Source organism: Maribacter sp. MAR_2009_72 (assembly GCF_007827235.1).
Classification (GTDB): domain Bacteria; phylum Bacteroidota; class Bacteroidia; order Flavobacteriales; family Flavobacteriaceae; genus Maribacter; species Maribacter sedimenticola.
In genome coordinates, this window is the sequence record NZ_VISB01000001.1 from 3,667,985 (window position 1) to 3,685,552 (window position 17,568).

Here is a 17,568-nt window from a genome sequence, read left to right on the forward strand (position 1 = left end):
TCAAATTAAAGGAAAATGGCAAGATATACAGGACCAAAGTCAAAGATCGCACGTAAATTCGGCGAAGCAATTTTTGGAGACGATAAGTCTTTCGAAAAGAAAAATTACCCTCCGGGACAACACGGGAATAACAGACGTAGAGGAAAAAAATCTGAGTACTCTATTCAGTTAATGGAAAAGCAAAAAGCTAAATATACCTATGGTATTTTAGAAAAGCAATTTAGAAACCTGTTTCAAACTGCAAAGAGAAAAGAAGGTGTTGCCGGTGAAATATTATTACAATTGTGTGAATCACGTTTAGATAATGTGGTTTATAGAATGGGAATATCACCTACAAGAAGTGGAGCTAGACAGTTAGTATCGCACAGACATATCACGGTAAACGGAGAAGTAGTGAATATTCCTTCATATTCCCTTAAAGCCGGAGATGTTGTAGGTGTAAGGGAGAAATCAAAATCATTACAAAGCATACAGGATTCATTGACTGCGAATAGCGCTGTTTATGAGTGGATTTCTTGGAACAGCGAAAAGAAGGAAGGTACTTATGTATCTATACCTGAAAGAATGCAGATTCCGGAAAACATCAAAGAACAATTAATCGTGGAGTTATACTCTAAATAAACAATACCGATCCAATTATGGCATTATTTAATTTTCAGAAACCCGATAAAGTAATAATGATCGATTCCTCAGATTTCGAAGGGAAGTTCGAATTTCGCCCTTTGGAACCTGGTTATGGATTAACTGTTGGGAATGCGTTAAGACGTGTGTTGCTTTCTTCTTTGGAAGGTTACGCCATTACGTCTGTAAGGATAGATAAGGTAGAGCATGAGTTCTCGGTTATCTCTGGCGTTGTAGAAGATGTTACTGAAATTATATTGAACTTGAAACAAGTGCGTTTCAAGAAACAAATAGAGGATTCTGAAGCAGAAGTGGTTTCTATTTCCGTTAGTGGAAAAAATCAATTGACTGCAGGGGATTTCCAGAAGTTTATTTCAGGATATCAAGTTTTAAATCCAGATTTAGTAATATGTAATATGGATGCCAAAGTAAGCATAAATATGGAAATTACTATTGAAAAAGGTAGGGGATATGTACCTGCAGAAGAAAATAAGAAATCTGGCGCACCATTAGGGACAATAGCTGTAGATTCTATATTTACACCGATCAAGAATGTAAAGTATAGTATTGAAAACTTTCGTGTAGAGCAAAAAACAGATTACGAAAAATTAGTTTTTGAAATCTCTTCTGATGGTTCTATTCACCCAAAGGATGCTTTGACCGAAGCTGCAAAAGTTCTTATTCATCATTTCATGTTGTTCTCTGATGAGCGTATTACGCTTGAGGCAGATGAAATTGCCCAAACTGAGACATATGATGAAGAATCATTGCATATGCGTCAGTTGCTTAAGACAAAATTGGTAGATATGGACCTATCCGTACGTGCCCTTAATTGTTTAAAGGCGGCAGAAGTAGATACTTTAGGTGATTTAGTATCATTTAATAAGAACGACCTGATGAAATTTAGGAACTTCGGTAAAAAATCCCTTACGGAACTTGAGGAGCTTGTAATCAACAAGGGACTTAGTTTTGGAATGGATCTTTCAAAATATAAATTAGATAAAGATTAATTAATCATATTTTGCTCCTCGTTCTATCGAGTTTGGTAGCAAGATGATAAAACAAAAACATGAGACACGGTAAAAAAGTTAATCACTTAGGCAGAAAAACTGCACACAGAAAGGCAATGTTGGCCAATATGGCTTGTTCTTTAATTGAGCACAAAAGAATCAATACTACGGTTGCCAAGGCAAAAGCCTTAAAACAATTTGTAGAACCTTTGATTACGAAGTCTAAGGCAGAGAACAATGTAAGTGCTGAGAAGGGTACTCACAACAGACGTATCGTCTTTAAAAACTTACGTGATAAAAATGCTGTTACGGAATTGTTCAGTGTAGTTTCTGAAAAAGTAGCTGACAGACCAGGTGGTTATACTAGAATTATTAAATTGGGTAACCGTTTAGGTGATAACGCCGATATGGCTATGATAGAATTGGTTGATTTCAACGAATTGTATAATGCCGGTAAGCCTAAGAAAAAATCTACAAGAAGAAGTAGAAGGTCTGGTGGTAACAATGCAGAGGCCGCTACCGAAGTGAAAGAAACGAAAGTAGTGGAAGAAGCACTACCGGAAACAGAATCTCAAACGGATAACGAGGTAAAGGCAGATGATTCTAAGGAATAAATTGTCAATAAATATTTATAATGAAAAGGATAAGCTTTCTAGCTTATCCTTTTTTTTATGTTTTTTTGTAAATGAATAAATAATAGCACAAAATGAAATATCAAGCAAAAAGAAAAGCTTTAATATTACTTTCGGATGGTACCATATTCCATGGAAAGTCTGTAGGGGATAAAGAGGGTACAGCTTTTGGTGAAGTTTGTTTTAATACTGGTATGACCGGGTACCAGGAAATTTTTACGGACCCGTCCTATTTTGGTCAGATCATGGTGACCACAAATGCCCATATTGGTAATTATGGGGTTAATAAAGATGAAATAGAATCAGACTCCATCAAAATAGCGGGTTTAGTATGTAGGAATTTCAGCTATGATTATTCTAGGGCTCTAGCAGATGATAGTTTGCAAGGATTTTTGGACGCCAACGGATTATTTGCAATTTCTGATGTGGATACCAGGGCTTTAGTGAGCTATATACGAGACAATGGCGCCATGAATGCTGTAATATCCACCGAAGTGGATAATATAGAGGACCTTAAAAAACGTTTGGCAGAAGTACCTAGTATGGAAGGGTTGGAGCTGGCTTCCAAAGTATCTACCAAAGAACCATATTTTGTAGGTAATGATAATGCTTCCATAAAGATTGCCGCTTTGGATATTGGAATTAAAAAGAATATTCTTAGAAATTTGGTTAAGCGTGACGCTTACGTAAAAGTGTTTCCGTACAATGCAACCTTTGAAGAAATGGAGGCCTGGAACCCAGATGCTTATTTTATATCTAACGGTCCTGGTGATCCAGAACCTTTGACCGATGCCATTGCGGCTGCCAAAAAAATGATACAAACGGATAAACCTGTTTTTGGAATCTGTTTGGGGCACCAAATTTTGGCATTGGCAAATGGAGTATCAACATACAAGATGCACAATGGCCACAGGGGAATAAATCATCCGGTTTTAAACCTATTAAACGGCAAGGGTGAAATTACTTCGCAGAACCACGGTTTTGCAATTAACCGTGAGGAAACTGAAGCAAATGACAGTTTGGAAATTACACATGTACACCTTAACGACAAGACGGTTGCAGGTATAAGAATGAAGAATAAAGATGTTTTTTCTGTTCAATATCACCCAGAGGCGAGTCCAGGTCCACATGATGCGGACTATCTTTTTGATGATTTTTTCGGTTTAATTGGGAAAAGTATAAAACATAACGAAATTGTTTAAATAATTGTTATTTAATGGACAAATGTAGAGTGCAAATAAACTCGGGAGTACCTTGGTTTTGTATCTTTGTCCTTTAAATGATCAACTAATAAAAAATAAATTAAATGAGTATCATATTAAGTGTTCACGCAAGACAAATTTTAGATTCTAGGGGTAACCCAACCGTTGAAGTAGATGTAATTACTGAAAACGGTGTAATGGGTAGGGCCGCTGTTCCTTCTGGTGCATCTACCGGTGAGCATGAGGCTGTTGAACTACGCGATGGAGGCAAGGATTTCATGGGTAAAGGAGTTTTAAAGGCAGTTGATAATGTAAATAATGTTATTGCCGAAGAGATTTTGGGTATGTCTGTATTTGATCAAAATCTCTTAGATCAAACTATGATCGATCTTGACGGTACACCAAATAAATCCAAACTAGGGGCCAATGCCATTTTAGGTGTTTCTTTAGCGGCAGCTAAGGCGGCTGCAAATGAACTTGGTCTATCTTTATATAGGTACGTGGGTGGCGTTAGTGCCAACACATTACCTGTTCCTATGATGAATATTATCAATGGTGGTTCTCATTCAGACGCTCCTATTGCCTTTCAAGAATTCATGGTAATGCCCGTAAAGGCAAAAAGCTTTTCGCATGCAATGCAAATGGGTACGGAGATTTTCCATCATTTGAAAAAAGTATTGCACGATCGTGGACTTAGTACAGCAGTAGGTGATGAAGGTGGTTTTGCGCCGAACCTAGCCGGAGGTACTGAGGATGCATTGGATACCATTGCCAAAGCTGTAAAGAATGCTGGCTATACTTTAGGGGATGATGTAATGATCGCTCTAGATTGTGCCGCTGCAGAGTTTTATGTAGATGGTAAATATGATTACACCAAATTTGAGGGTGATAAAGGTGTTGTTAGAACTTCTGAGGAACAAGCACAATACTTGGCAGATTTAAGTGCTAAATACCCTATTATTTCTATTGAGGATGGTATGGATGAAAATGATTGGGATGGATGGAAATCATTGACCGATAAAATTGGGGACAAAGTTCAATTGGTAGGTGATGATTTATTTGTGACCAATGTGGAACGTTTGTCTACAGGTATTGAAAAAGGAATTGCCAATTCAATTTTGATCAAGGTAAACCAAATTGGAACGCTTACCGAAACAATAGCAGCCGTAAATATGGCTAAAAATGCAGGGTATACTTCAGTAATGTCCCATAGATCGGGAGAGACGGAAGATAACACAATTGCTGACCTAGCTGTTGCTTTGAATACAGGACAGATTAAAACCGGATCGGCATCTAGATCAGACCGTATGGCCAAGTACAATCAATTGCTTCGTATCGAAGAGGAATTGGGTAGTACAGCTTATTATCCACAAGAAAAAGCATTCAAGGTCAACTAGATTTTGTGCCATAATTTATATAAAAAGCCTCTCCTATTTTGGAAAGGCTTTTTTTTTGTCTTACTCCTAAACTTTAACTACCTTTTGTAAAAAATACATTTAAAACCTTGTAAGTAACGTATGAACAACTTTCTTTTCGTTTCAGCAGAAAATGATGCCATTCCAGATTGCAAAGCCGGCGGTATGGGTGATGTAGTTAGAGATGTGCCAAGGGAAATTTCGAAACGGGATGATAGAGTCCATGTCGTTGTACCTTCCTATTCCAGATTGCATAAGAACGGAATCTTTAAAACCAATCTTCATTTTCAACTTAGGGGCGTACCTTATACAGCGGAGCTATATGAAGTGATACCAAAAAAGGTTGATAAAAACATTACACATTATGTAATACACCATCCAGAGATTATAGAAGGGGGTATTGCTCATATTTACCATGATGACCCAACAGAACCATTTTATAACGATTTTATAAAGTTCATTATATTCTGTACGGCTACTGCAGAAGCTATAAAAGTAGGGGCCTTTGGAGAGTTGGATATTGTACATATGCATGATTGGCATTCGGCCGCTCTGTTGTTCATTAAAAAATACCATCCCCAATATCAAGATTTAAAGAAGATGCGCTATGTATATACCATACATAATTTGGCCATACAGGGTATAAGACCATTTTATGATAATTATGCATCGGTTCATAACTGGTTTCCAGAAGTGCAATTAAATCATAAGGAGCTGATGGATTTACGTTATCAGGATTGTATAAACCTTATGGCGGTAGGCATTAGGCTGGCAGATGCAGTACATACCGTATCCCCATCATATAAAGAAGATGTGCTCTTGCCAAGCAGAAGACCGGAATTTATTGGTGGTGAAAGTTTGGAGAACGACTTGCAGAAAGCGGACAATGAAGGAAGATTGTTCGGGATATTAAACGCTAGTAACTATAATAATATTAGGAAGGCGGAAAAAGGGTTTCTTTATAGAAATACGGTGAAAGCTCTTTTTAGATGGTTGCAGGATACATCCAAGAAATATAAAGCGGATTTTTTAGCGCATACAGGTGAGAAAATAATGCAATATGTAGGCAATAGGCCTAAATTCATAGTTTCAAGTGTTGCTCGTTTAACGGAACAAAAATTTTATTTTCTTATGCGCTCTCCAGAAGCCTTTGAAAAAATGCTGGCACGCTTAGGGGAAGTTGACGGTATCTTTATGCTGTTAGGTACCGGAGACCCGGATTATGAAGAGTTTTTTCGCGACATGAGTTATAAACATCAGAATTTTATATTCACCAATGGTCAATCAGAAGATTTAATTGACTCTATGTATCTGGAAACTGATCTTTACTTTATGCCAAGTCTATTTGAGCCTTGTGGAATTAGTCAAATGTTGGCAATGCGCAATGGAAATCCTTGCTTGGTTCACCATACAGGTGGGTTAAAGGACACTGTGGAGCATATGAAGACTGGCTTTGCTTTTGACGGCGCTACGTATGAACAGCAAATTGAAAATATGGTGTTGCGTTTTGATGAGGCTATCTCCCTATGGCAATACGATAAACCCAAATGGAATAAGATACAGGCCAATGCCAAAAAAGCTCGTTTTACTTGGGAAAAGTCTTTGGACGAATATTACAAATCATTATATATGTTGTGAGTAATGTAGTTAAAAGATCTTATTGTTAATTTTACCCCAAACAGAATATTGAAATTGTTAAAACAATCCTGTTTTGTTAACTTTACAGGGAGTATATAAAACGTAAAATTTAAAAATGTCAGATAAAGCTACTTTAGAATATAATGGTGAAAAATATGAGTTTCCAGTAATTAAGGGAACTGAAAATGAACTTGCGATTGATATTAAATCTTTGCGTTCAGTTACCAAAGGAATTATAACTATAGATCCAGGTTATAAAAATACAGGATCTTGTGAGAGTGCCATTACTTTTTTGGACGGTGAAAAAGGAATTTTAAGATATAGAGGGTATTCTATAGAAGAATTGGCAGAAAAAGCCGATTTTTTAGAGGTAGCGTATTTATTGATTTTTGGAAATTTACCAAACAAAGAAGAGCTGGCTAAATTTCATAAGGATATAAAGGATGAGTCTCATGTAGATGAAGAAATGAAAAAGATTTTGGACGGTTTTCCAAAGTCTGCACACCCAATGGGAGTGTTGTCTTCTTTGACAAGTGCTTTGATTGCATTTAACCCATCCACTGTTGATGTAAGTTCGGACCAAGATATGTACCATGCCATTGTACGTATTTTGGCTAAATTTCCAGTTCTTGTCGCTTGGACTTTACGCAAGAAGAAAGGACTTCCTCTAGATTATGGTGATGACAGTTTAGGTTATGTAGAAAACATACATAAGATGATGTTCAAACGTCCTAATCAAGAATATAAAAAGAACAAGGTCGTTATAGAAGCTTTGGATAAGTTGTTGATCTTACATGCCGATCACGAACAAAACTGTTCTACCAGTACCGTGCGTATTGTAGGTTCTTCCCATGCAGGACTGTTCGCATCCTTATCCGCAGGTATATCTGCACTTTGGGGGCCATTGCACGGTGGTGCAAACCAAGCGGTTTTGGAAATGCTTGAAGCAATTGAGGCAGATGGTGGCGATACTAAAAAGTATATGGCCAAGGCTAAGGACAAGTCCGATCCATTTAGGTTAATGGGCTTTGGGCATAGGGTTTACAAGAATTTTGATCCCCGCGCAAAAATCATTAAAAAAGCCGCAGATGAAGTGTTGGCAGATTTGGGTATTGACGATCCTATATTGGATATCGCAAAGGGCTTGGAAAAAGAAGCATTGGAGGATAAATATTTTGTGGATAGAAAATTGTACCCTAATGTAGATTTCTATTCAGGTATTATATATAGGGCTTTAGGAATACCAACAGAGATGTTTACGGTAATGTTTGCCTTGGGTAGATTACCAGGTTGGATTTCCCAATGGAGGGAAATGCGCTTAAAAGGAGAACCTATTGGTAGACCAAGACAAGTGTATATTGGTGAAAATCTAAGGTCTTTTGTCGAACTGGATAAAAGGTAGATTGCTACCGTTAATAAAAAAACAAAAAGCTCTTTTAAAGTATAAAGGAGCTTTTTTTTGTGCTAATTTTTAATCAGTATCTAAAATTGAAAGCATGTTACAATTACAGGTAAAAGATGAAATTTCAAAGTTAAAGGCCGTTGTTTTGGGAACCGCAAAAAGTTCAGGGCCCGTGCCCAGAACAGAAGATGCATATGACCCTAAATCCTTGGAGCATATATTGGCGGGCACTTATCCCAAAGAGGATGATATGATCTTTGAAATGGAGGCATTTAAAGCCGTATTTGAAAAATATGGCGTACAAGTATTCCGCCCAGAGGTTTTGGAGGACTGCAATCAAATTTTTACCCGTGATATTGCATTTGTTATTGAAGATAAATTGATTATAGCAAATATCTTACCTGATAGGGAGAAAGAGGTGGAGGCCATTTTACATGTACTCGATAAAATAGAGGATAGTAATATTTTGCATCCCCCGGAAGAAGTGCATGTAGAAGGTGGTGATGTAATGCCCTGGAACGAATATATTTTTGTAGGTACCTATACAGCTCCCGATTACCCGGATTATATTACGGCCAGAACAAATAAGGCAGCGGTAGATTATTTAAAAGCCCAGTTTCCTAAGAAAACCGTCAAATCTTTTGAACTGAGAAAGTCTAACACCAATGCTCAAGAAAACGCATTGCATTTAGACTGCTGTTTTCAGCCTTTAGGCAAGGGTAAGGCTATTTTACATAGAAACGGGTTCTTGGTAGAGGAGGAATACCAATGGTTGGTTGCCTTTTTTGGTAAGGAGAATATATTTGAGATCAATGCTCATGAAATGTACCGTATGTTCAGTAATGTATTTTCAATATCCCCAGATGTAATTGTTTCTGAAAAAAGTTTTACCAGGCTTAATACTTGGTTACGTCAACAAGGATTTACCGTAGAGGAAATTCCCTATGCTGAAATTTCCAAACAGGAAGGTTTATTGCGCTGTAGTACGCTGCCGCTCATAAGAGAATAGTTTTAATATTTAAACGAATAAATATATTTTTCCCCATTATGCAGATTACCAATAATATACTCATGATTCGTCCGGTATCGTTCAGAATGAACGAACAAACCGCTGTCAATAATTATTTTATGGAAGATATTGACATGAAGAATCGGGCTATTAATATAAAAGCCCAAGAAGAATTTGATGTTTTTGTTTCCACATTGAAGGGTAAGGGAGTCAATGTAATCGTTGTGAACGATACCTATGAACCTGATACTCCGGACAGCATCTTTCCCAATAACTGGATTTCATTTCATGCCAACGGTACAGTAGGGGTTTACCCAATGTATGCAGAGAATAGGAGAAATGAGCGCAGAGAGGATATTTTGGAAATTCTAGAGGAAAAAGGATTTATGATCATAGAGGTCATCGATTATACCTCAGCAGAGGAAGAAGGTATATTTTTGGAGGGTACCGGAAGTATATTGTTGGACAGGGTCAATAAAAAAGCATACTGTGCCCTTTCGGAGCGGGCAGATGAGGAGCTTTTTATAGAGTTTTGTGAGGATTTTGATTGTTTTCCTGTAATTTTTACAGCCAACCAATCTGTAGACGGTAAGCGTTTACCTATTTACCATACCAACGTTATGATGGCATTGGCAGAGGATTTCGCTATTATATGCTCGGATACGATCGATGATAAAAAGGAACGTAAAAATGTTCTTGACCACCTGAAGAAAGACGGTAGGGTAATCATAACTATTACAGAACAACAGATGCACCATTTTGCAGGGAATATGTTACAGGTATTGGGAGCTGATGATAAACGGTATATGGTAATGAGTTCCGCCGCTTATACTAGTTTAACTAAGGAGCAGATTACCATGATAGAAAAGCATTGTAGTATTTTACATAGTTCATTGTCTACAATAGAAACTTGTGGTGGTGGCAGTGCCCGTTGTATGATGGCAGAAGTGTTCTTGCCCAAGGGTAGGGTGTAGATCATGATCTTGTTGTATCAGATTATTGTTTAATGTCTTTTGCTTTTACTATCTTCATAAGATATCGTTCCTAAAATTGAACGTAACTGCATGTTATGAATGTAAGGTTTTTGTATCCAGTCGTTGTGTTGGCCTTGTTAGGTATATTGTTCTCTTTGGCCAATACTCCAAATATGGTAACTTATACACTGCCTGTTTCACAACATGATATTGCCCAGACGGAATCTTCCTCATTCACTGTAATGATGGACGTACTTACCCACCAACGCTGTATGAACTGCCATCCTAACGATAATATTCCCAAACAAGGAGATGACCGGCACCCCCATTATTTTGGTATGGCAAGAGGAATTAATGATAAAGGTTTTCAAGCTACAAACTGCCATACATGCCATCAATCTGTAAATAATAAAAATTCTGGTGTACCTGGAGCGCCGCACTGGGCATTGGCTCCGGCTTCTATGGGTTGGGAGGGACTTACTAGGACCGAAATAGCTGTGCAATTATTGAATAGGGAAACCAACGGTAATAAAAGTCATGAAGAGCTTATTGAACATATGACGAAAGATGAACTGGTATTATGGGCCTGGGATCCAGGGGTGAATGCAAATGGTATGCAACGAACATTGCCACCAGTTTCCAAAGAAGATTTTAAAAAAGCCGTTGTAGATTGGTTTGCAAACGGAGCGGTGATTCCTACTAAATAGTTTATGCTATGAAAATATCCTTTATTATTAACGGCATGTCCAAGATAATAGATGTTGCAGATGAGAATACTCCTCTTTTATATATTATTAGGGATGTACTAGATCTAAAAGGTACTAAGTTTGGTTGCGGTAAAGCAGCTTGCGGAGCGTGTACCTTACATGTAAACAATGAGGCCGTACGGTCTTGTTCCTATCCCGTCAAATTTGCAGAAGGAAAAGAAATCATAACTATAGAAGGGTTAGGCAATAGGGCCAAACCACACCCGGTTCAACAGGCTTGGATAGAAGAGATCGTACCACAGTGCGGCTATTGCCAACCTGGATTCATTATGGCCACTGCCGCATTGTTAAATAAAGTGCCAAGACCTACGGATAAAGATATTGATAACAATATCATCAATATTTGTAGATGTGGAACCTATTACCGTATGCGCAAGGCTATACATAGGGCAGCAGAACTTTCAGCGGAAAGCGGTTCCACCTCATTTAAAATTACAGATTGATGGCAACCAATAAAAATTCGAATAAAGGGGTGTCCAGACGTAAATTCTTGGTTAAGGGAGGATTGGGAACTTTAGGAGTCCTTGCTGTAGGTACCTATCTATTCAGGAATCCTATACGCAGAGGAATTTTAGGTAAGGTAAATTCATTGGAAATGCCTTATACGGACAATACCGATAAACCTATGATATGGTTTGAAATCACATCGGATAATTTTATACGCTTGCATTCCCCAAAAATGGAAATGGGACAGGGAACATTTACGGGAATAGCCCAAATGGCTGCAGATGAACTTTCTGTTGCAATTCACAGGATAAAGGTGGTACATGCGTCATCCTCTACAGGAAATGTAGATAGTTTTGCTACAGGTGGCAGTACTTCCATTTCCGGTTTGTGGCAACCACTCAGGGAACTTTCTGCCATGTTGCGTACTATGCTTTTAAAAGAGGCTTCCCATAAGCTGAACTTGGATATAGACCAATTGATTATAAAGGATGGGACGATTATAGGGAAAGGTAAACAGCTAACCTTTGCGCAGGTGGCAGATGGGGTTGATGAATGGGTTGTGCCAGATTTACCTGTTCTAAAAGATATTAAGGATTATAAATATGTGGGTAAGCCCGTACCCAGGATAGATTTGGAAGACAAGGTATTTGGTGACCCTATTTTTGGGATGGATGCGCAAATGCCTAACATGTTGTATGGGGCAGTAGTGAGATCTTCAAAAATTGGGTCGGTATTTGTAAGTGCAGATTCCACAACGGCAGAAAAAATGCCTGGCGTGGTAAAAATTATACATGAAGCGGATTTTGTAGCAGTCGTGGCAAATTCCATGATAGAAGCCGAGAATGCAAAAAATGCCATTAAGGTAATTTGGGAAAGTTATGACAATTTAAATACAAAAGATATAGTAGAGATCATGACCGTAGGTAATGGGTCCTCTACCATCATCCAAAAGAAAGGCAAAGCATTAAAAGAGAAAGATAATCCTTTAACAATGGAATTTAGAACCCCAATAGGGGCACATGCACAGATAGAACCTAATGGGGTTGTAGCATTTGTTAAAGATGGAAAAGCAATAATAAAAATATCAACACAGGTTGTCGGACTCACAAGAAAGGAAGTGGCCCAACGGTTAGATTTAGATGTGGAACAAGTAATTGTGGAGCCAACTTATTTGGGCGGAGGTTTTGGTCGTAGGTTGCATACACCTCATGCGGTACAGGCGGCCTTAATGTCAAAAGCAGTTGGTAGACCCGTTAAATATTTCTTTAGTAGAAAGGAAGAGTTTCAACATGATATGTTTCGCCCACCTACGCATCATATTATTTCTGGCAATCTTAATGAAGAAGGATTATTGAATGTCCTGGAACATGAATTTGTAAGTGGGGACGTTGGTAACGATTCGGCTTTAATACCAGGATTTCTTCCTCCTATCATTGGAGCCGACATTGGTGCTATACGTGGTGGTTTTATCCAGTATACGGGTATTCCCAATTTTAGGTCCGTTTATTGGCATGTAGATTTACCATTTGCTACAAGTTGGTGGCGAAGTTTGGGATTATTGGCCAATACTTTTGCCATGGAAAGTTTTATGGACGAAATGGCGATAAAGGCGCAAATGAATGCCGTTGAATTCAGGCTTCGTCAAATCGCCGATGATCCTATAGGTATTCGTTTTAAAAATGTAATTAATGCGGTAGCGGATAAAGCAAAATATTCGGAAAATATTGTTGAAGGCCGTGCTATGGGCCTAGCAGCCTCCATTGATGCCAATACGCCATGCGCCCAAATAGCTGAGGTTAGTATTGTGGATCATGAAATTGTTGTTCATAAAGTTACGGTAGCCATGGATCCCGGTTTGGCAGTAAACCCAGATCAAATTCGTGCGCAGTGCGAAGGCTGCGTTATCATGGGTATAAGCGCAGTGCTCTATGAACAAATGTTTGTTGAAAATGGGGAACTTTCCCCAACGATATATGGACCATATAAAATGGCATTGATGAAAAATGCGCCAAAGGAAATAGATGTTGTGCTGCTACAGGGAAAAGATACTCCGGGAGCCGTAGGGGAACCCCCGTTGGGCCCTATTGGTGCGGCAATTGCAAATGCTGTAAGAAGATTGACGGGAGAACGGTTAACGCAGGTGCCCTTAAAATTACCTAAGCATATTTAGGTTTTACCTTTCATAGGTATTATTGTTTGGCAATATTTTTGATCATACCGCCAAATATAAAATAATGAAATGGCACTATACTGTACCAATACAGCCTGCCTCTTAAACCTCTAGGCCTAAATGTTGCGGTTTGGTGCAAAACATTATCTTCATCAATTTTAAATTCTAGCCACGCTTCCCCAGGCAGTTTCATTTCTGCGAACAGTAATAATCTTTTCGATTTTTTTTCAGCCAGCAATACACGCCAAAAATCAAGGGAGTCTCCTGCAAAAATTTTATTTGGATGTGTACGTCCCCGCCGTAACCCTACACCACCAAATAATTTGTCCATAAAGCCTCTTATTTTCCAGAGCCAATTTCCATAATACCATCCGGTTTCCCCACCAATGCTCCAAATACGTTCCAATACAATATCAGGATTTTTTACCTTAATCTTCTTATGGTCTTTTAGTACACCGTACTTTGGTACTTGAATATGTTTCTCTAAATTTTCTAAAAAACGGCCACTGATCATACTATCCTTCCAACTGCTTACCACTAAATTTTGCTCTATTTTTTTAAAGGCCAGATCAATTGCCTCTTTATAGGTGTGGGGCTGTATGTTAAGTAAATCTTGAAGCCTAGTATCTTTGGCCACAACTTCTATTTTCATACTATCTACTAGGTTGAGCGCTAATTTATATGACGTTGAAGTCACAAAATACAGCCAATAGGATGAAAGTTTTGGAGTCATTACCGGTACGGTCCAAATCCAGTTTTTAAAGCCTCTTACCTCTGCGTATTTAAGCAGCATTTCTTTATAAGTCAACACATTGGGTCCTGCAATATCAAATGAATCGTTATAGGTTTTTTCATTGCCTAAAACTTCGGTTAGAAAGGTAATGACATCTCGTATGGCTATTGGTTGGGTTTTGGTCAAAACCCATTTAGGCGTAATCATTACAGGTAATTTCTCACATAAGTCCCTAATAATTTCAAAAGAAGAACTTCCGGATCCAACTATGATTCCTGCTCTTAATACAGTTAAATTATAATTGCCCTGATAAAGAATATCCTCTACATTTTTTCTGGATTGTAAATGCTTGGATAGGTTTTTATCATTGACAATTCCGCTTAGATACACTACTTGGTTAATATTTGTTTGGGATACAAGTTTGTTGAAATTATTGGCGGTCTTAGCCTCCATATTGTCAAAATCTTGGGTAGAAGAACTCATGGAGTGTATTAAGAAGTATGCTGCATCTATATCCTTTGGTATGCTATTTTCTTTGGGTTCTTCTAAAAAATCTATTTCTACGATTTCAATTTGATCCTTGATTTCCTTATCTACGGATAACCTGGCCTCATCACGTACGGCACAAACAATTTGGTGCCCCATCTCCAGAAGTCGGGGTAATAATCGCATTCCTATATAACCATTGGCACCGGTGAGCAGTATTTTCATTCTTTTGGTATTTTATACATTTTAAATACATAGTAAAATGGCAAAACGGTAATACATGCTACCATAAACATGGTAAGGCTAGATAACTTAAAACCTAAGTTTAGGTTATGGTCCAATATGATGGTTTCTAAAATTATAGGTATTAACATTATCGCTATGAGCAAGTTTAATTGCACCAACATGTGTATGGACAATCTATACAATTGCGGTGCATTTTTTGCAGTTACCTGTATTGGGTAGTTCATGTTCCAAGGTTTAGTCTTTTTTAAGACCAAGTATAGTATGGTGTGGACGATCAAGGTCAATATAGGTAGCGCCCATATTGTTTGTTTATTTCCATAACCATCTGCTTCACCTTTATAGGTAAAATGGATAGGAACTATATCATTTAAATTATTATAAAATGCGGCAACCAATAAAAAATTCAACACTACAATAATCCATCCCAAGACAATAAGCTTTTGTTGCTGTTTAGTAAGGGGTATGTTTATTTTAGGTGGCGTTGAGCACATTTTACAAATCTTCTATTGAAGTTGGGGCATTATCGGCTTTATAGCCTAATAATTTTTTAAAGAATTTCTGAACGGCTTTTGTATCTGATTCTACTTTTATAAAGTATTGATCCCTGTATATGCAATAGACAGATGCATCACCTTTGTAAATAGTTAATTTGTAATAAGGAATAATTAGGGCATACGTTTCCAGTAAGGACCTAAAACCAACTATAACGCCCTTGGGCCTCATTTCTATATTGCAAGTATCCCTATTATTGTCTAAAATCAATAAATTTCTAATTTCTAAGCTTGTCTCCGTAATATAAAGTTTTGGAGAGCCAATACCGCCCATTGCCCAACGTTCTTTTAAAGTAAATGGCTTTCCAAGTTCCGACTCAATTTTTTTGGTTACCGCTTTATTGTTGTAAGATACGTTAAGAAGCATAGGGTATATATTGCACTGTTTTTATTAAAGTTAATCAAATGCCTAATGAATGCCATAACTGTTTACCCTAAAAGCCCAAAAAATGATTAGTTTTGCAGCCTTAATTAAACGTTTTGATGAATATTCAAGAGGTACTGTCACAGAAAGTTAAAGAAGCCGTACAATCTATTTTTGATAAGGAATTGCCAAATGTGGAATTTCAACCTACGCGAAAAGATTTTGAAGGGGATATCACTGTTGTGGTTTTTCCAATGCTACGTGTGGTAAAGGGCAATCCTGTACAGATAGGGGAACAGATTGGAACTTATTTAAAGGATCAGGTCAATGAAGTGGCTAATTTTAACGTGATCAAAGGGTTTTTAAATATTGTTATCAACGATAGTTTTTACTTGGATTTTTTTAATTCCATAAAAAACATTGAACAATACGGGTATGTAAAAAAATCCAATGATGCCGTAATGGTAGAGTACTCATCTCCCAATACGAATAAACCTTTGCATTTGGGGCATATACGTAACAATTTATTAGGGTACTCCGTTTCTGAAATATTGAAAGCTTCCGGTAAAAAAGTTTACAAAACCCAAATAATCAATGATCGTGGTATCCATATTTGTAAAAGTATGGTGGCCTGGAAAAGATTTGGAAATGGCGAAACACCAGAATCTACCGGATTAAAGGGTGATAAACTGGTAGGTAATTATTACGTGGCTTTTGACAAGGCTTATAAAGATCAAATAGCGCAATTGGTAGCAAATGGTACTGACCAAAAAGTTGCTGAAAAAGATGCTCCTATTATGTTGGAAGCGCAAGTGATGCTGTTGAAATGGGAAGCTGGGGACCCGGATACCGTTCAATTATGGAAAACCATGAACGGTTGGGTATATAAAGGTTTTGAGGTAACCTACAAGAATCTTGGGGTTGATTTTGATACCCTTTACTATGAAAGCGATACCTACCTTTTAGGGAAGGATGTGGTTGCAGACGGACTTAAAAAAGGGGTTTTCTTTAAAAAGGAAGATGGTAGTGTTTGGATCGATTTGACCGAAGACGGTTTGGATGAAAAAATTGTTTTACGTTCAGATGGTACTGCGGTGTATATGACCCAAGATATTGGTACCGCCATACAACGGGTAAAAGACCACCCAGATGTAAACGGTATGGTATATACCGTTGGTAATGAGCAAGACTATCATTTTAAGGTATTGTTCCTAATATTACAGAAGCTTGGTTTTTCATGGTCCAATAAATTACATCATCTCAGTTATGGAATGGTAGATTTACCTAGCGGTAAAATGAAAAGTAGGGAGGGTACGGTCGTAGATGCGGATGATCTTATGGCAGATATGACCCAAACCGCGGCCACTATTTCCGAAGAACTAGGTAAGTTGGAAGATTATAGTAAAGAAGAAAAACAGGCACTTTATAAAATGATCGGATTGGGAGCTTTAAAATATTACATTTTAAAGGTAGATCCTAAAAAACGAATTTTGTTTGATCCAGAAGAATCTGTGGATTTTCAAGGGAATACGGGTCCTTTTATTCAATATACATATGCCAGGATCCAATCCATTTTAAGGAAGGCCGCAAGTATGGAAATACAGAGTAATGTTCATGCGGCGGTCACTGAATTACATAGTAAGGAAAAAGAGCTTATAAAACAGCTACAGTTATTTCCTGAAACTATACAATTGGCAGCTGAAAATTACAGTCCGGCATTGATTGCCAATTATACCTATGATCTGGTAAAGGAATTTAATTCGTTTTATCAGCAGGTTTCTATTCTTGGCGAAGAAAATGAAGCTAAGAAGATATTGCGTATACAACTGTCCAAAAAGGTTGCAGAGGTAATTCAAGATGCATTTAAATTATTGGGGGTTGAGGTCCCGGAGCGCATGTAG

At 37.8% G+C, this 17,568-nt stretch carries 16 protein-coding genes; 13 read left to right on the forward strand and 3 right to left on the reverse strand.

Translation table 11 applies throughout. The annotated features are described in order from the left end of the window. The first annotated feature begins 15 nt into the window (after window positions 1–15). The 12 genes from rpsD to JM81_RS15450 all read left to right on the forward strand — a co-directional run bounded on the left by rpsD (window position 16) and on the right by JM81_RS15450 (window position 13,287). Window positions 16–621: a 30S ribosomal protein S4 gene (rpsD, locus tag JM81_RS15395; RefSeq protein WP_089259464.1), complete on the forward strand. Its 606-nt coding sequence runs from the start codon at window positions 16–18 to the stop codon at window positions 619–621. 17 nt (window positions 622–638) lie between these two features. Further along, entirely contained in the window at window positions 639–1,631 is a 993-nt protein-coding gene (locus JM81_RS15400) for a DNA-directed RNA polymerase subunit alpha (protein WP_089259465.1), read from the forward strand. A gap of 59 nt (window positions 1,632–1,690) precedes the next feature. Continuing rightward, a complete protein-coding gene (gene rplQ, locus JM81_RS15405; RefSeq protein ID WP_144804695.1) occupies window positions 1,691–2,245 on the forward strand; it encodes a 50S ribosomal protein L17 in 555 nt (184 codons plus the stop codon). A 92-nt stretch (window positions 2,246–2,337) separates the two neighbouring features. Beyond that, window positions 2,338–3,465 carry a glutamine-hydrolyzing carbamoyl-phosphate synthase small subunit gene (gene carA, locus JM81_RS15410; RefSeq protein WP_089259467.1) on the forward strand — a complete coding sequence of 376 codons (1,128 nt, stop codon included), beginning with the start codon at window positions 2,338–2,340 and terminating at the stop codon, window positions 3,463–3,465. A 104-nt stretch (window positions 3,466–3,569) separates the two neighbouring features. Further along, window positions 3,570–4,862: a phosphopyruvate hydratase gene (gene eno, locus JM81_RS15415; RefSeq protein WP_144804697.1), complete on the forward strand. Its 1,293-nt coding sequence runs from the start codon at window positions 3,570–3,572 to the stop codon at window positions 4,860–4,862. A 120-nt stretch (window positions 4,863–4,982) separates the two neighbouring features. Next, the gene (locus JM81_RS15420) at window positions 4,983–6,518 is read left to right on the forward strand and encodes a glycogen synthase (RefSeq protein ID WP_144804699.1); all 1,536 of its coding nucleotides are present in this window, start codon (window positions 4,983–4,985) and stop codon (window positions 6,516–6,518) included. Window positions 6,519–6,633: 115 nt separating this feature from the next. After that, complete coding sequence (locus JM81_RS15425; protein ID WP_089259470.1) at window positions 6,634–7,920, forward strand: citrate synthase; 1,287 nt, start codon at window positions 6,634–6,636, stop codon at window positions 7,918–7,920. Window positions 7,921–8,014: 94 nt separating this feature from the next. Further along, window positions 8,015–8,929 (forward strand): dimethylarginine dimethylaminohydrolase family protein, encoded by a 915-nt coding sequence (locus JM81_RS15430; RefSeq protein ID WP_144804701.1) that lies wholly within the window; start codon window positions 8,015–8,017, stop codon window positions 8,927–8,929. Window positions 8,930–8,967: 38 nt separating this feature from the next. Further along, the gene (ctlX, locus tag JM81_RS15435) at window positions 8,968–9,903 is read left to right on the forward strand and encodes a citrulline utilization hydrolase CtlX (protein ID WP_144804703.1); all 936 of its coding nucleotides are present in this window, start codon (window positions 8,968–8,970) and stop codon (window positions 9,901–9,903) included. A gap of 95 nt (window positions 9,904–9,998) precedes the next feature. Next, complete coding sequence (locus JM81_RS15440) at window positions 9,999–10,610, forward strand: hypothetical protein (protein WP_144804705.1); 612 nt, start codon at window positions 9,999–10,001, stop codon at window positions 10,608–10,610. Window positions 10,611–10,618: 8 nt separating this feature from the next. Continuing rightward, the gene (locus tag JM81_RS15445; RefSeq protein ID WP_144804707.1) at window positions 10,619–11,113 is read left to right on the forward strand and encodes a (2Fe-2S)-binding protein; all 495 of its coding nucleotides are present in this window, start codon (window positions 10,619–10,621) and stop codon (window positions 11,111–11,113) included. Continuing rightward, window positions 11,113–13,287, forward strand: a complete 2,175-nt coding sequence (locus tag JM81_RS15450) for a xanthine dehydrogenase family protein molybdopterin-binding subunit (protein WP_144804709.1) — start codon at window positions 11,113–11,115, stop codon at window positions 13,285–13,287. Before JM81_RS15445 ends, JM81_RS15450 begins: the two co-directional genes overlap by 1 nt. Before the next feature lie 19 nt (window positions 13,288–13,306). Here JM81_RS15450 and JM81_RS15455 read toward each other — a convergent pair whose 3' ends face one another. The 3 genes from JM81_RS15455 to JM81_RS15465 all read right to left on the reverse strand — a co-directional run bounded on the left by JM81_RS15455 (window position 13,307) and on the right by JM81_RS15465 (window position 15,670). Beyond that, the gene (locus JM81_RS15455) at window positions 13,307–14,731 is read right to left on the reverse strand and encodes an SDR family oxidoreductase (RefSeq protein ID WP_144804711.1); all 1,425 of its coding nucleotides are present in this window, start codon (window positions 14,729–14,731) and stop codon (window positions 13,307–13,309) included. Next, the gene (locus JM81_RS15460; protein ID WP_186435590.1) at window positions 14,728–15,180 is read right to left on the reverse strand and encodes a DUF1648 domain-containing protein; all 453 of its coding nucleotides are present in this window, start codon (window positions 15,178–15,180) and stop codon (window positions 14,728–14,730) included. Before JM81_RS15460 ends, JM81_RS15455 begins: the two co-directional genes overlap by 4 nt. 64 nt (window positions 15,181–15,244) lie before the next feature. Further along, window positions 15,245–15,670 (reverse strand): hypothetical protein, encoded by a 426-nt coding sequence (locus JM81_RS15465; protein WP_144804715.1) that lies wholly within the window; start codon window positions 15,668–15,670, stop codon window positions 15,245–15,247. Between the two features lie 116 nt (window positions 15,671–15,786). Here JM81_RS15465 and argS point away from each other — a divergent pair, with 116 nt between their 5' ends. Beyond that, window positions 15,787–17,568 (forward strand): arginine--tRNA ligase, encoded by a 1,782-nt coding sequence (gene argS, locus JM81_RS15470; protein ID WP_144804717.1) that lies wholly within the window; start codon window positions 15,787–15,789, stop codon window positions 17,566–17,568.

Bases quoted from the DNA above. Each gene is read 5' to 3' on its own strand.
- JM81_RS15430 (WP_144804701.1), top strand. From the start codon at position 8,015: ATGTTACAATTACAGGTAAAAGATGAAATTTCAAAGTTAAAGGCCGTT.
- JM81_RS15400 (WP_089259465.1), top strand. From the start codon at position 639: ATGGCATTATTTAATTTTCAGAAACCCGATAAAGTAATAATGATCGAT.
- JM81_RS15425 (WP_089259470.1), top strand. From the start codon at position 6,634: ATGTCAGATAAAGCTACTTTAGAATATAATGGTGAAAAATATGAGTTT.
- eno (WP_144804697.1), top strand. From the start codon at position 3,570: ATGAGTATCATATTAAGTGTTCACGCAAGACAAATTTTAGATTCTAGG.
- JM81_RS15440 (WP_144804705.1), top strand. From the start codon at position 9,999: ATGAATGTAAGGTTTTTGTATCCAGTCGTTGTGTTGGCCTTGTTAGGT.
- carA (WP_089259467.1), top strand. From the start codon at position 2,338: ATGAAATATCAAGCAAAAAGAAAAGCTTTAATATTACTTTCGGATGGT.
- JM81_RS15450 (WP_144804709.1), top strand. From the start codon at position 11,113: ATGGCAACCAATAAAAATTCGAATAAAGGGGTGTCCAGACGTAAATTC.
- argS (WP_144804717.1), top strand. From the start codon at position 15,787: ATGAATATTCAAGAGGTACTGTCACAGAAAGTTAAAGAAGCCGTACAA.
- JM81_RS15455 (WP_144804711.1), bottom strand. From the start codon at position 14,731: ATGAAAATACTGCTCACCGGTGCCAATGGTTATATAGGAATGCGATTA.
- JM81_RS15445 (WP_144804707.1), top strand. From the start codon at position 10,619: ATGAAAATATCCTTTATTATTAACGGCATGTCCAAGATAATAGATGTT.
- ctlX (WP_144804703.1), top strand. From the start codon at position 8,968: ATGCAGATTACCAATAATATACTCATGATTCGTCCGGTATCGTTCAGA.
- rplQ (WP_144804695.1), top strand. From the start codon at position 1,691: ATGAGACACGGTAAAAAAGTTAATCACTTAGGCAGAAAAACTGCACAC.
- rpsD (WP_089259464.1), top strand. From the start codon at position 16: ATGGCAAGATATACAGGACCAAAGTCAAAGATCGCACGTAAATTCGGC.
- JM81_RS15465 (WP_144804715.1), bottom strand. From the start codon at position 15,670: ATGCTTCTTAACGTATCTTACAACAATAAAGCGGTAACCAAAAAAATT.
- JM81_RS15420 (WP_144804699.1), top strand. From the start codon at position 4,983: ATGAACAACTTTCTTTTCGTTTCAGCAGAAAATGATGCCATTCCAGAT.